The organism is Pyrobaculum sp., from assembly GCF_049971835.1.
Classification (GTDB): domain Archaea; phylum Thermoproteota; class Thermoprotei; order Thermoproteales; family Thermoproteaceae; genus Pyrobaculum.
In genome coordinates, this window is the sequence record NZ_JBMFKV010000045.1 from 1 (window position 1) to 13203 (window position 13203).

The following is a 13203-nucleotide window of genomic DNA, read 5'->3' on the forward strand; positions in this document are numbered from 1 at the left end:
CGACGCCCTGGCCTACTCCGGCATAATACAGCAACTGGGCGGCGGCATCGGCTACGACTTCTCCCTACTCCGCCCCGAGGGAGACGTGGTCAGGGGTAGCGTAGGCGTCGCGTCGGGCCCCATCAGCTTCATGAAGCTCTTCGACGCAAACGTGGACGTGATCAAGCAGGGGGGCAAGCGCCGCGGAGCGCAGATGGGCACCCTCCACGTCTGGCACCCAGACGTCCGCAAATTCATCAAGGCTAAGACAGGTGAGTTGAAAGACGCCCACCTCCAGAACTTCAACATATCAGTCTTCGTAGACGACAGCTTCATGGAGAAGGCCCTAGGCATAGACAAAGACCCGAGGTACCCGCTGATAAACCCACGGGTCTACCACGACAAGACGGGGAGGAAGGCGGTGGAGTATGTAGACATACACAGAGAGGCGGAGGCGCCCAGAGAAGCCGCATGGGGCGAGGTGGACGCGAGGCAGCTTTTCCGCGAGATAGCAGAAGGCGCGTGGGACTCCGGCGACCCCGGGCTCATATTCAAGTCAAATCTCAACGCCTCCAACCCGCTACTCGGCGAGGAGATAGAAGTGTCAAGCTACCGCTTTACATACATCTGGAGATCTGTTAACCCATGTGTCACGGGCGATACGAAAGTGTTAACTAAGGAGGGTTACCTCAATATATCGGAGGTGTACAGAAGGGCTAAGGAGAAGGGAGAGCTCGCGTTGATTACCGAGGGGGTTGAGGAGGACGGAGATCCCAGAGGGTTCGCCGCGGAGGTCGTGGTTCCTCATGTGGTGGTCACCGCGGATGGGAGAACTCAAGTGAGGTATGATGTTGTTAAGTCTGGCGTAATAAAGGTGGGGACGAAAGATGTCTACAGAGTTGTGACTAAGGAGGGCTTCGAGATAAAGGCTACGCCGGATCACCGCCTGCTAGTGGCGAGGGGAAGTAGAGACAGACCAAGCGGGTTTGAGTGGAGGCGTGTGGATCAATTGAGGTCAGGCGATCTGTTAGTGATAGCTCCTGTGGATATTGAGAACGAGGACATAGGCGAGGACACAATGCCCTTGTCCGTTGCCTACATGCTAGGCCGAGTGGTAGGAGACGGCTCTATAACCGTAGATAGGCACAACAGGGCCCACATATTTATATACTTCGGCAAGGACGAGCTGGACGACGCGGTTAGCCTAGTCGATATGTTGAAGGCGGAGTACGGCTCCGACCTCAGCTACAGCCTCAGTGAAATGAAGAGCGAAATCAAGTTAGAAATAACTGGCACATTGGCGAGAGCCTTCGCCTCACTAGTCCCTGAGTTGATACACGCCAAGAGCGGTGAGAGGAGAGTACCGGAGATTATCTTTAGAAGCAAGCCGAAGATCATCAAGGCGTTTCTCAGAGGCATATTCGACGCAGATGGCACAATTGACGCCGACAGCGCCATAAGACTTACTTCCCAGTCTCTGCAGTTGCTCAGAGATGTGCAACAACTATTGTTGCTGTTCGGAATATATTCGGTCATATACACACGCAAGCGCTCGCAGAGCGGGTTCACTTACGTTACTAAGAGCGGCGATGTGAGGGAGTACAGAAGCTCTGGCCAGTACAACGAGTTGGTAATCAAAAACGAGTCGAGGTGTAGGTTCGTGGAGAAGATAGGGCTGACGCCGCGCAAGCTGGCAAAGGTCAGCACAAAGAAGTGTAAGCGGGAGAAGCCGTTTGCCACCGTAGAGAAGGTGGAGTATGTAGGGAGGGAGGTGGTGTACGACTTCGGAGTGCCCCAACACCACCGCTACATCGCCGAGGGAATTGTAAGCCACAACTGCGCCGAGACAATTCAAAATCCGTTCGAAGTATGTAATCTTACCCACATAAATCTTGTAAAGTTTGTAAAAGATGGTTGCGGCGGGGGGACTTTTGAAGAGAAGCTGGGCTGTATCGACTGGGAGGGGCTGGCGCAGGCGGCTAGGGTGGGCACCAGGTTTCTGGAAGACGCCATAGAGAGGAGCAGAACTGGCATAAAGGTGATTGACGAGATGAACGCCGCCACTAGGAAGAACGGGCTGGGCATTATGGGCTTCGCCGAGGTCCTCATAAAGCTGGGGATACCCTACGCCTCGTGGGAGGCGGTGGAGCTGATAAACAGGATCATGGGCTGGATATATGTAAACGCGCTGGACGAGTCCGCGGAGCTGGCCAGGGAGAGGGGGCCCTTCAAATACTTCGAAAAGTCGGCGTACGCCAGGGGGGAGATACCGGTGCTCAAGTTCCAAGACTTCGTCTGGTCTCGGTGGGAGCGGGTGAAGCACGTCTACCCGCCCGAGCTCAGGGAGGCCGGGGACCGCCTCCGCGACATAACCATGAAGACGAGGCGGTGGCTGGCCCCCTACCTAGAGAGGCTGAGGGAGAGGGTGAGGGGCGGCGTGAGGAACTCGGTGGTGCTCTCCATAGCCCCCACAGGCAGGACCAGCATATTGGCGGGCACCACAAGCGGCGTGGAGCCCGTCTTCGCCCTGGCGTTCCTCAGAAACGTCACGGTGGGCACCCTGGTGGAGTACTACGAGCCCGGCATCGAGTGGCTGAGGGCCAGGGGCCTCTGGACGCCCCAGGTGAGGAAGGCCGTCGAGGAGACCGGCATGCTGAGGGACGCCCCCGTGCCCGAGGAGGCTAAGCACCTACTCGCCACGGCTATGGAGATCGGGTGGCTGTGGCACGTCCTCATGCAGGCCAGCGCCCAGCAGTGGGTCGACCAAGGCATCTCCAAGACTATAAACATGCCTGCCAACGCCCCCAAGGAGGACGTCTACTGGGCCTTCGCCCTGGCGTGGGCCCTCGGCGTCAAGGGCATAACCGTGTACAGAGACAAGTCGAAGTCTGTCCAGGTGATATACACCGGCTTGAAGCAGGAGATAAAGAAGAAGCTCGCCGAGACTAAGGTGGTGCTGAGGCCCATCGCCCTGGAGGCCTCCATAGAGGAGGCCGCCGAGGCGGCTAAGCTCAAGGCGCTGGAGGAGGGGAAGGACCCCTACTGCAAGACGGGCGACTGTGGATAGCGGCGTCAACGTAGGCCGCCTTTCCCGGGTTTGTATATTGGTGTTATAAGCCGCCGCCATTAGACATACATGCTCGATATAATTACACGCTCTGTCAGAGTAGGCCTCGTCTTCGTTATTTTTAGTGTGTTGTATACACTGTTCAACGTCTGGTGGGGCGGGTTGCTGGACGTCTACCCGCTCCTCGTGGGGGTCTACGTCATGACCTTCATCTCGACGGTCCCCTACATAGTTGTAAATGTTTCAAACGCCTTGAGGAATAGAAGCGACGGGAGGTGGATAATAACCGTGGGCCTCTCGCTGGCGTTGCTCTCCTCGCTGGTGGCCGCCATGGTCAAGCTAGGCCACCTGAGGGCTGTGCTCACCCCCTTTGTGCTGAGCCAGCTGAGGTTCGACAGCACGCTGGCCCTCTCCCTGGCCCTGCTGGGACTCGCCGCGTTGGTGTATCTCGGTAGCGTGGTGCCCGAGGGGAGAAGGCTGGCCCGCGCCGTGTATCTAAGCATAGTTGAGGAGGGCGACGGCGAGGACGGGGTGGAGACTATCTGAGTTTAAGATATAAAGCAGTGCGTGCGTACATCCGTGGAGGCTGTTCTGCTGATTAGAGAATTCGAGAGGGAGCCGTACGAACTGGTAGACGTACTGCGCTTCGAGAGGGGGCGGCGCTACATCTATAGACTCGCGGCGGGGGATAGGGAGTACTTTATACACGTGGTGGCTTTTACAGACGTCACCTATGTGGAGTTCTGGCACCCCAACTACGCGGTGCCCCTCCTGGTCTTCCGCGTCCTAAGCGGCGAGGAGCTCTCCAGGGTTTTGATACTCCTCAGATCTCTAGTCGGTAGGTAAAAAATTTAATAGATAGGGTAGCCACATGTCCATGTCCTACAGCGTACTGGAGGCCCTTAGGTCGAGCCCCGACGTGGTGCGTAGAGTCTTAACAGCCCGCAGGATGGACCCCTCCCTGGTGGATAAGTTTCTCCACTTAGACGAGAGGTGGAGGCGGCTGAAGAAAGAGGTAGACGAGGCCCGGCACGAGTACAACAAGCTGTCGAGGGAAGGCGCCAAGGCCCCACCTGAGAAGAGGAAGGAAATAGTAGAGAAGGCCAGGGAGCTGGCGGCCAAGCTCGAAAAGATGGAAAAGGAGCTTGAAGAGGCCGAGCGGGAGAGGGAGGAGTTGCTGTGGAGCTTCCCCAACCTAATACACGAGTCCGTGCCGGTCTGCCCCGAGGGCGTAGACTCCGTGCCGGTGAGGCACTGGGGGGTGGTGAAGTTGGTTAAAGACGCGTCGACTCCGCTCGACAAGGGCGTCGACTACGTGGTGGTGGAAAGAGCCCCAGTAGGCCACGCCGATATGGCCGAGGCCGTTTTGAAGATGGTCGACACGTTGAAGGCTGGGGAGGTGGCTGGCAGCCGCTTCTACTACCTCTTTGACGACTTGGTGTGGCTCGACTTCGCCCTGGCCATGTACGCCATGGATTACCTAACCCAGAAGGGGTTTAGGCTGGTGATCCCGCCGTATATGCTGAAGCTAGACCTAATCAGAAGGGTGCTGGATTTCGACACCTTCAAAGACGCCATCTACAAGATAGAGGGGGAGGACCTCTACCTAATAGCGACGGCGGAGCACGGAATTGCTGCCTACCTCTACAAACGCGACCTCGTGGAGGAGGAGCTACCCCAGCTCTACGTCGGGTGGTCGCCGTGCTTTAGGAAGGAGGCAGGGGCCGGGAGTAGGGACATAAAGGGCATATTTAGAGTCCACATATTCCACAAAGTGGAGCAGTTCGTATTCTCCCTGCCAGAGGACTCGTGGAAGTGGCACGAGGAGATAACCAAGAACACCGAGGAGTTAATAAGGGGGCTCGGCCTGCCCTACAGAGTGGTGAATATCTGCGCCCACGACCTCGGCGCCCCGGCCGCGAAGAAATACGACATAGAGGTGTGGTACCCCGCCCAGGGGATGTACAGAGAGTTGGCCAGTTGTTCAAACGTGACGGACTGGCAGTCCTACCGCCTCGGTATTAGAGTCACCAGGAAGGGCATGAGGCGGGAGTACGTGCATACGCTTAACTGCACAGGACTTGCCACCACCAGGACCATCACGGCTATATTGGAGAACTACCAGCGGGAGGACGGCGCGGTGGAGATACCAAAGGCGCTGAGGCCCTACCTAGAGCCCATAAAGACGGCCCCCAAGGACTTCATCCTCCCGAAGGGGGCAAGGAGCCCTTGAGGCCTATCCAGAAGACGGCGGCGACTATCGACAGAGTAGCGGCGCCGTAGATCCCCGCTAGGCCCCACAGCAAATCGCCGATGGTCTGGGAGTAGAGCAGTACGTAGATGCCAGCCCAGCCGTTTACCGCGCCGTGGAGAAATGCGGCGCCCCACACGCCGTATTTGAGGTAGGCCCAGGTGTGTATGAAGCTCATGGGTATGGTCAAGAGGACGAAGAGGGCTAGGCACGGGAGGCACCACGTCTTGCCGTAGTTATGGCCTAGTAGCAAAATGGCGGGGGTGTGCCACAGCCCCCAGACGAGGCCTACGACGACCGAGGCCCCTCCCCATCCGTACCTAGAGGCGAGCCTCGGCAGTAGGTAGCCTCTCCACCCCAGCTCCTCCCCGAAGGTGGCAAGAAAGGCGTTTATTACAGGCGCTAGGGGGGCCATAAACGCCGTGGTGGCTAGATACCACCACAGCGGGATCCGCCCCTGGAGCGCCTTTTCCAAGTCGAGCGGCTGGAGGCCGATGAGGAAGTAGGCAACTCCACACATTAAGAGTAGCCACGCCGCCGCGGGGGCTGTGGCGCGGTAGATCCTTACGAGGCTACCTAACTCAGAGCGTAGAGGCCTCGGCCTTAGAGAGCCTTTTTTCTTCATCTCCAGGATGGCCCCCAGCGCGGGCGTCCACATGGCGGCGACGAGCCAGAGGGGGTTGTACAGGGCTAGGTACTGGAAGAGCCAGCCCAGCGCAAAGGCTGTGGCGAGGAACAGCCTCATGTCTTGTCTACACAGACAAGGAGGTATTTCTCCCTCCCCTTTATCTTCACTAGGAGCCACCTGTCGCCGCAGTTGCGGCCTGCGAAGACGTCGACGCCTACCCACTCGCCGTTGCGCCTCTGGAAGCTACCAGCTACCCCCCAGAAGAAGCAACGGAGGGACACCCTGTTCCCTATGGGCACGAAGCTGAGATATCTCACCACCTCGTCGTGTGTGTACGTCTCTACCACGTCGCCCTCCACTACCTTACGCCTCAGGACGCCTCTAAGCACAACGGCGTTGTTTAATACAGCCGCCTCTACTGGAATCCAGTAAACTACTAGAGATAAAGCGGCTATTAGTATCATTACTACCACTGGCTTAAGGGGGTTTTCAGGCCCCGTGATGTACATAATTACTATGGCGGTTGTAGCAACTACTATAATAGCTGTTAATAGTGTGAGATTAAGAAAGTAGCAACGTCTCCTGTCCTTATACATACGTATTTAATGAGTTATATTATATATAAGCCTTGAGAATATGCGAAGTGGGGAGAGGGCCGGAATTATTATAAGTTGATGGAGGTAAAGGTGTGTGGAGTGGCTAGGTGTTGTAATGGGGGTGGTGGCTGGCGTCGTCTGGACGTTTTTGATGTTAACTGTGTATAAGCATCTCTACATGCCTACGCTCGGTATGAGGTACATTGCTTTGATGGCGGTTTTGATGGGCACTGTTATGGGCCTTGTATTTGCAGTGGCGCGATGGGGATAGTCGGCGTTTAGATCCCTCGTCACGGCTCGGCTAGCCTGGAGTCGTCACCGCCCATTCGGGGGCTGTTTTTTATAAGGTTTAATGTATATAACTGGGTGGCGTCTTGGGGCTGTGTCGGCTCAGGACGTAGTTGTGGGTATAATCGCCGAGGCTTTTGTGGACTTCGTGAGGCGGCTCTGCGAGTGTGAAAGGTTGAGGGAGGCGCATTCGCGAGATTTGGAGCTGGCGAAGGTCGCGGACGAGGTGACGCGGGCGGTCTCCGAGGGCCGCGGGGGGGAATTCGGCCCGGTGGTGGTGAAGGTGCAGAAGAAGTTTCTGGGGAGGAGGGAGGTGAAGGCGTCGCTGTACGGCAGAGAGGTCGACGTAGACACGTTGCTCACGGAGCTTTCTAAGGCCAAGTCTAGGGCCGCCTGGCTGAACAGCGACTGTTCCGAGGGGGCTTTGATAGAGGCTCTCTACAAGTACGAGGATAGGTACCTTATAGAGGTGGCGCAGAGGAATTTCGACAAGTTTAAGAAGCTGTGTAGCGGCGAGGTGCCGCAGGTGGATTTCGGCGAGGCTCCCGGCCACGTGGTGGAGGGGGTGGTGAGGGGCGTCAAGACATATCTCTCGGGGCATGGCGCTGGTAATTAAGCTGTCCGGCCGGATTTTCGACGATGAGGAGCTCGTGCTGAGATACGCCTCTGTTATAAATAAGCTACCTGGCAAAATAGGGGTGGTGGCCGGGGGCGGGGAGCTGGCGAGAAGGTACATCGCCGTGGCGAGGAGAGGCGGCGCCTCTAACACTTTCCAAGACCTGCTGGGCATCTACGCCAGCAGACTCAACGCCCTTCTCCTAATCTCGTTGCTTAGAGACGCGTACCCCCGCGTCCCGGCTAACCTCGAGGAGTTTCTCGCGGCGTGGGGCGGCCACAGGGTGGTAGTGGCGGGAGGCTTCCAGCCGGGGCAGTCCACGGCGACGGTGGCGGCGCTGGTGGCCGAGGCCGTTGGCTCTCCTGTGTTGCTAAACGCCGCTAACATCGACGCGGTTTACAGCGACGACCCCCGGAGAAATCCAAACGCCGAGAGGATGCCTGAGCTGAGGTACGACGAGTTTGAAAAAATATTGCACTCCTCCGCCCTCCCCGGCGGCTACGAGCTTATGGACGTGTGGAGCCTCTCGATACTGCGGCGCAACTGCATAACCACCTATATATTCGACGGGCGGCGGCCTGACCACATAGAGGCGATAGCCAGGGGCGAAAACCCCGGAAGTAGAATTACTTGCTGACTACGGGAATTGTGGGTGTGCAACCCCGCGGCAGGGGGCTGGTTCACGGGGGCCCTTATGGGCCGCTCCAAGCCCCCCACCCGTTGTGTAGGTAGTCATAGATATAAATGCTTTACTACCAGCCGTCGATGGACTGTATATTTTGTAAGATAGTTAGAGGCGAGGCGCCTGCCTGGAGGGTGTACGAAGACGAGGATTTTGTTGTGATTCTTGACAAGTACCCGGCGTCCTACGGCCACCTCCTCGTGGTTTCCAAGAGGCACTTTACCAACATCATAGACGCCCCAGCTGAACTGTCGGCGCGCGGCTTTGAAATAGCCACGAGGCTTGCCAAGGCCTGGGCCGGGCTTGGGGCGCAGGGGGTCAACGTGGTGACCAACGCGGGGCGTAGCGCGGGGCAGGTGGTGTTCCACCTCCATATACACGTGATACCTAGGTGGGGCGGCCAGTTGCTCTGGCATGGCAAGGAGGAGATAAGAGAGGAGACCGCTAGGGAGGTCGTCGAGAAGCTTAAGGGCGTATTACCAGAATATTTCAGGAGGTAGTTAATAGGGCCGGCGCTGGTTATGTCGGTGAGACTCACAGAGACAGAGAGGAGAGTGGCTGAGCTCTACTCGAGGGGTATGAGGCCGAGGGAGATAGCTGAGAGCCTCGGCATTTCGATAAACACGGTGTATAAAGCCTTGTCAAAGGCTAGGAGGGCGATGGAGCTGGCCGAGGTGCGGGTGGAGGCGGCGCCTCGGTACGCGCCTCAGTACTACACGTTCAACACGCTTGTATACGTCTACCCGAGCGCCCAGCTTCAGCTACAGATCTCCCTGTCGGCGAGCAGAGCCGTTCTTGTGCACGACTCTTACGACGCCGTGTTGAGAAAACTAGATGAGATAATCTCACTCCTCAAGGGGGTGCGCGTGGAGAGGCGTGCCGTGGCGGAGCCCGCGCCGCCCGGCTCCGGCAGATCCGAGGCAGATGGGCACGGGGGGAATGGGCACCTCCCCGACGCGTTGAAAAGAAATGTTTGGATATCGCTCCTCCGCAACAAGACGGCTACCTAGCCACTATCTTTATGATGAGCCCGTGGGTGACTGGCTCGTCTGAGGCGAGCCTGCGCCCGCTCCTGGCGTCGAGCGCCGCGACGAATCTCTCTCCTAGCTCTGTGTGGATCGCGTAGGCCACGTCTCTGGCGGTGTAGGTGCGGGGCACCAGTAGCAGGTCGGGCAAGACGTTGCCCTCCTTGTCGCTGAGCCTCCTCTCGTCCTCCACCGGGTAGACGGCGACGTACTGAAGGGCGTTGAACACGGCGGCGTTCACTGCCTGCACCACGCCGGTGCCTCCCCATTTCTTGAGGAGATCCGCGATCCTCTCCAACACGGCTTTTTGCTGAGGCGTCACCTGCCCCGTGACCTCGAAGTGCCCGTCGCCGGGCTTGTACTTAACCAATCCCTTAGCCGCCGCCCTCCGCAACGCCAGCTCCGCCTCCGCGGACGTGGGGATTATCACTCTGTTGGGGTACGCCTTTTTCAGCCTCTTGTAGCCCTCCTCCCCCTCGGGGAGGTCAACTTTGTTAGCCGCTATGACTATGGGCTTGCTGAAAGACCTGGCTAGGTGGGCAAATTTGTAGAAATCGGCATCCTCCCACCTGCTGGGGGGCTTCTTAGCCAGCCCGGACTCCTCAAGCGCCTTCTCTACGCTCCCCCGGCTCATGCCCAGTCCCGCCAGCCTCTCCAGCAGGACCTCCGCGATATTCCGCTTGCTGAACTCCACGAGCCTAACCACCTTGTCCCAGTCCCTCCTCACTATCGACGCCATCCACATATCCACCTCCCTTTCCAAAAACTCCACGTCTCTAACCGGGTCGTGCGTGCCGGGCTTCACCAGGCGGCCCTCCTCGTCGGTGGATCCCGAGGCGTCTACCACGTGTATAAGCGCCGGGGCCCTCCGTAGGTGGTCTAGAAACTGGTTGCCGAGGCCCCTGCCCTGCCAGGCGCCGGGGACGAGCCCGGCAACGTCTATAAGCTCCACAGGCGCGTAGCACACGCCCTCCGCCACCGTGTAGCTACGGGGGTTGCACTTCACACTTCTACATGGGCAATCGTCTATCCTCACGTAGCCGACGCCCACGTTGGGGTCGATGGTGGTGAAGGGGGTGGGGGAGATCTTTACGTCTTTCATAGTCGCCGCGGCGAAGAACGTCGACTTACCTGCGTTGGGCTTCCCCACGATACCTATTTGTACCCTCGTCTGTGTGACCACGTGTATGTAACAGGTGCCTTATTAATACGCATCGCCGCGGCGGCGGCGCTCCTCCTCCTGCTTTTGGTGAATCCGGCGCTCGGCTTGGCGGCCCTCTTCGTCTGGCTGGCGAGGAGGCACCTCGCGGTGTACGTGGCGCTGTGGAGGAGGTTGCTGGGTTGCGAGGTGTATACGCCGGCGATCTCGGCTCTGGGTCTGGCGGCCGCCGTCGCCTCGCCCTACACGGGGGCCGCGAAGGCGGTGCTTCTGGCGCTGGGGGGCCTGGCCCTCTACGCGGCGCCGCTGACGCCGCGCCTCGCAAGATTCGTAGCTGTTTTGACGGCGGGCCTCTCAGCTGAGGTCCCGCTGAAGCCTCTGCTAATCGTTGCGGCTACGGCCGCGGCTTACTACGCCCACAGGGCCGAGGCATGTGGGTACATATGCGTCAAGGCGGCGGCGGCACCAACAGGGGATTTGGCCTACTCCCCCCGGCTCGGCGCCGTCTGTGGATACGCCAGGGGCGGGTCAGATTTAGCCGACGTGTGGCTTAGGATAGGCGGCAGATACGCCAGATGTCTCTACTTGGCGTGCTTCGCCGTGGCGGAGTCCGCCTTTAGGAGCGGGGTGGGCCCCGTCGACACCTACCTCCCCGAGCCCTCTCGGGAGGATTTTAAGAACGTTGTGCATGTGGCGGCCCCCCTCGACGCCGTTTTAAAAATCGCGGCTAGATACTTCGAGGCCGTGGTTGTGCTCGCCGAAGGCGTACAGGCCAGGAGGACCCGCCTAATCTCTGTGTCAAAAGTTGACCCCGAAGTTGCGGCCGAGCTGTACTGTTCCGTGTTTAGACTGGGCGGCGAGGAGCGGGAGCTTTTGAAAGAGTTGCTGAGGCGGGGGTCTAGAGACGAGGTGGTTATGTGGTCCCAGCGTTATCCGTGGCTTAAGCCGCTGGCGGAGCTCTGGGATGGCGGAGAGGAGCCGTCGGGCGTTGTGAAGAGCAGTTTAGACGGCAGGGCGGGGGTGTTTGAGTCGTTGCTGTATGCATATGTTAAGAAGGTGCCTGTGTTGACCGACAGCGAGGAGGTGGCGAGGCTCGCGGAGGGGCTGGGCGTCGTTACACTACTGACGTCAAGCAGGCCCGTGAATAGGTTTCTGGTGGCGGGCCCTGCCTCGGTGAAGCTACCGGAGGGGGAGGTAGAGGTGGGGGCTGGGAGGTTCATATTGTACGTGGAGGGCCGCCTCTATGGCGGCGAGATATAATTTTTATAAATCGCTACATACTTATATATGTGCTGAGGAAAGAGGAGTTGGAAAAACTGGTGGAGAAGCCGTCGCCTCAGTTTGTTAGAGATGTGCTGGAGCACCCCCCATTTAGGGTGACCGTAAACACCACGCTCGAAACTCTGGTGTCGCATCTCAGGAAGTTCCCCGTGGACGTAGTCCCCGTGTTTAAGTCCGTATTCTCTGAAGAGGTGGCTGGCGTCGTCTACCCCCACACAGGTCTGTTGATTAAGAGTAGGAAGCTGGATGCGAAAATAGGCGAGTTTGTAAACCCACCTATCTTTGTCAAGGAGAGCTGGAGAATAGACAACGTATTGGAGATTTTGACAAGCGAGGCGAAGTGGGGAGCCGTGGTGGTGGATGAAGAGGGGAGGTACGTGGGGGTGGTCACGCTCAGAGGCCTACTCTCAGCGCTGTTGCTGAGGGAGCCTAAGGCCAAGTCCGTGGCCGCCGTGTACACCCCGGCGAGGGAGGAGAAGTCCCGGGTGGGCTTTGTCAAAGCCATTGAGAGGTTATCTAGGGTATTTAAGAAGCTGGTGGGCGGCGAGGTGGACGGCTACGTCGTCCTTAACAGAGAGGGGGGCGTCGCCGGGGTTCTCACAGTGTGGGATTTAATAAAGTCGCGTAGGTGGTTCAAGGGGGCTGGGGAGCCGCGCCCCCTCTTCGGCACCAGGGTTGCGAGGGGCGAGGGCAGACGCGCGGGCGTCGCCAGGGTGTGGAGGCTGATGTTCAGAGGCGTCGCGGTGGCGGCTCCCGACACTCCGGTGGAGGAGGTGGCTAGGTACATGGCCACCACCGGGCTCTACCTCGTGCCTGTGGTGGATAGAGAGGGCAGGGCGATTGGTGCAATATCTGCGTGGGACGTCGTCCACGCCTACCTATACGGGCCGAAGGAGGGCCGGGAGGATGTGGAGGTGAGGAAGGCGGTGGAGGTGGCTGTGGCGAAGCCGCCTGTGGAGGAGGTGATTAGGCTAAGGCCTTCTAAACACGTGACCGGCCTCAGGGCGCGGGACGTCATGCTCACAGACGTCCCGTCGATCAACCTGAGAGACACCCTCTCCAGTGTGCGTAAGATGTTTCTACGCACGGGGGCCGGTATTTTAGCTGTGGTGGACGACGACGGCAGGGTGGTTGGGTTCGTCACGAGGAGGGACTTCGTAGCGTACATAGCGGAGAAATCCATGGGGTACTGGAGGAGGCAGAAGGGCAAGTTACTGGTGGTGAAGGAGCAGGTTATGCCGGGGGAGCGGGCTAAGATCGTGGTCGAGGAGGGCACGGCTGGCGACGTGATGAAGACAGAGTACCCGACGGCGGGTCCCGACGCCACGGTGGAGGAGATAGCCTACAAAATGTTGGCCGCCGGCACCGACTACGTAGTCATAACAGACGCGAGCAACACCCCGGTGGGGGTCGTCACGAAGGACGAGTTGTTAAAGGCCTTTAAAGAGAGGGGGAGGAGTGTAAAGGTAGGCGAGTTAATGACGCCTGCTGACGTAGCCTCGGCGGAGCTGTTCAGTAGCCTCTCCTCTGTGGTGAAGAGGATAAACGCCTACGAGCTAGACGGCGTGGTGGTGAAGGAGGGCGGCGACATAAAAGGCGTCGTCGCGGTAGACGACCTCACGCTGAGGCCT

14 protein-coding genes are annotated in these 13203 nt (G+C 58.7%); 11 read left to right on the plus strand and 3 right to left on the minus strand.

The window, feature by feature from the left end; all coding sequences use genetic code 11:
* The 4 genes from ACP5J3_RS05630 to serS all read left to right on the plus strand — a co-directional run.
* The coding region (locus ACP5J3_RS05630; protein WP_428494777.1) for an LAGLIDADG family homing endonuclease at positions 1 to 3046 on the plus strand (3046 nt) is incomplete at its 5' end.
* Positions 3047 to 3115: 69 nt separating this feature from the next.
* Positions 3116 to 3592, plus strand: coding sequence for a hypothetical protein (locus ACP5J3_RS05635; protein WP_263244161.1), 477 nt, complete (start codon positions 3116 to 3118; stop codon positions 3590 to 3592).
* A 33-nt stretch (positions 3593 to 3625) separates the two neighbouring features.
* Positions 3626 to 3892 carry a hypothetical protein gene (locus ACP5J3_RS05640; protein ID WP_263244163.1) on the plus strand — a complete coding sequence of 89 codons (267 nt, stop codon included), beginning with the start codon at positions 3626 to 3628 and terminating at the stop codon, positions 3890 to 3892.
* Positions 3893 to 3923: 31 nt separating this feature from the next.
* Positions 3924 to 5279, plus strand: a complete 1356-nt coding sequence (serS, locus tag ACP5J3_RS05645) for a serine--tRNA ligase (RefSeq protein WP_428494778.1) — start codon at positions 3924 to 3926, stop codon at positions 5277 to 5279.
* Here the strand turns inward: serS and ACP5J3_RS05650 are convergent.
* Together ACP5J3_RS05650 and ACP5J3_RS05655 are read right to left on the minus strand one after the other, a co-directional pair.
* Positions 5248 to 6042 carry a lysostaphin resistance A-like protein gene (locus ACP5J3_RS05650; RefSeq protein WP_428494779.1) on the minus strand — a complete coding sequence of 265 codons (795 nt, stop codon included), beginning with the start codon at positions 6040 to 6042 and terminating at the stop codon, positions 5248 to 5250. The two genes, serS and ACP5J3_RS05650, sit on opposite strands and share 32 nt — an antisense overlap.
* Complete coding sequence (locus ACP5J3_RS05655; protein WP_428494780.1) at positions 6039 to 6521, minus strand: hypothetical protein; 483 nt, start codon at positions 6519 to 6521, stop codon at positions 6039 to 6041. Before ACP5J3_RS05655 ends, ACP5J3_RS05650 begins: the two co-directional genes overlap by 4 nt.
* A gap of 94 nt (positions 6522 to 6615) precedes the next feature.
* Between ACP5J3_RS05655 and ACP5J3_RS05660 the strand changes: the two genes are divergently transcribed.
* From ACP5J3_RS05660 to ACP5J3_RS05680, 5 genes are all read left to right on the plus strand, one after another.
* A complete protein-coding gene (locus ACP5J3_RS05660; RefSeq protein ID WP_428494781.1) occupies positions 6616 to 6792 on the plus strand; it encodes a hypothetical protein in 177 nt (58 codons plus the stop codon).
* A 111-nt stretch (positions 6793 to 6903) separates the two neighbouring features.
* The gene (locus ACP5J3_RS05665; protein WP_428494782.1) at positions 6904 to 7425 is read left to right on the plus strand and encodes a hypothetical protein; all 522 of its coding nucleotides are present in this window, start codon (positions 6904 to 6906) and stop codon (positions 7423 to 7425) included.
* A complete protein-coding gene (gene pyrH, locus ACP5J3_RS05670; protein WP_428494783.1) occupies positions 7409 to 8062 on the plus strand; it encodes a UMP kinase in 654 nt (217 codons plus the stop codon). The genes ACP5J3_RS05665 and pyrH overlap by 17 nt, the downstream gene beginning before the upstream one ends.
* 128 nt (positions 8063 to 8190) lie before the next feature.
* Positions 8191 to 8607, plus strand: coding sequence for an HIT family protein (locus tag ACP5J3_RS05675; RefSeq protein ID WP_263244175.1), 417 nt, complete (start codon positions 8191 to 8193; stop codon positions 8605 to 8607).
* Between the two features lie 21 nt (positions 8608 to 8628).
* Positions 8629 to 9117, plus strand: coding sequence for a sigma factor-like helix-turn-helix DNA-binding protein (locus ACP5J3_RS05680; protein WP_428494784.1), 489 nt, complete (start codon positions 8629 to 8631; stop codon positions 9115 to 9117).
* On the opposite strand, the gene ACP5J3_RS05685 is transcribed toward ACP5J3_RS05680, so the two are convergent.
* Positions 9110 to 10315, minus strand: coding sequence for a redox-regulated ATPase YchF (locus ACP5J3_RS05685; protein ID WP_428494785.1), 1206 nt, complete (start codon positions 10313 to 10315; stop codon positions 9110 to 9112). The genes ACP5J3_RS05680 and ACP5J3_RS05685 overlap by 8 nt on opposite strands.
* Between ACP5J3_RS05685 and ACP5J3_RS05690 the strand changes: the two genes are divergently transcribed.
* Together ACP5J3_RS05690 and ACP5J3_RS05695 are read left to right on the plus strand one after the other, a co-directional pair.
* Positions 10316 to 11551, plus strand: coding sequence for a hypothetical protein (locus ACP5J3_RS05690; protein ID WP_428494786.1), 1236 nt, complete (start codon positions 10316 to 10318; stop codon positions 11549 to 11551).
* Between the two features lie 29 nt (positions 11552 to 11580).
* Positions 11581 to 13203, plus strand: a 1623-nt coding sequence (locus ACP5J3_RS05695) for a CBS domain-containing protein (RefSeq protein WP_428494787.1), incomplete at its 3' end; no start/stop codon positions are given.

Excerpts from the sequence above, each read along its gene's own strand:
- ACP5J3_RS05680 (WP_428494784.1), top strand. The coding sequence starts at position 8,629 with ATGTCGGTGAGACTCACAGAGACAGAGAGGAGAGTGGCTGAGCTCTAC.
- ACP5J3_RS05675 (WP_263244175.1), top strand. The coding sequence starts at position 8,191 with ATGGACTGTATATTTTGTAAGATAGTTAGAGGCGAGGCGCCTGCCTGG.
- pyrH (WP_428494783.1), top strand. The coding sequence starts at position 7,409 with ATGGCGCTGGTAATTAAGCTGTCCGGCCGGATTTTCGACGATGAGGAG.
- ACP5J3_RS05650 (WP_428494779.1), bottom strand. The coding sequence starts at position 6,042 with ATGAGGCTGTTCCTCGCCACAGCCTTTGCGCTGGGCTGGCTCTTCCAG.
- ACP5J3_RS05635 (WP_263244161.1), top strand. The coding sequence starts at position 3,116 with ATGCTCGATATAATTACACGCTCTGTCAGAGTAGGCCTCGTCTTCGTT.
- serS (WP_428494778.1), top strand. The coding sequence starts at position 3,924 with ATGTCCTACAGCGTACTGGAGGCCCTTAGGTCGAGCCCCGACGTGGTG.
- ACP5J3_RS05655 (WP_428494780.1), bottom strand. The coding sequence starts at position 6,521 with ATGTATAAGGACAGGAGACGTTGCTACTTTCTTAATCTCACACTATTA.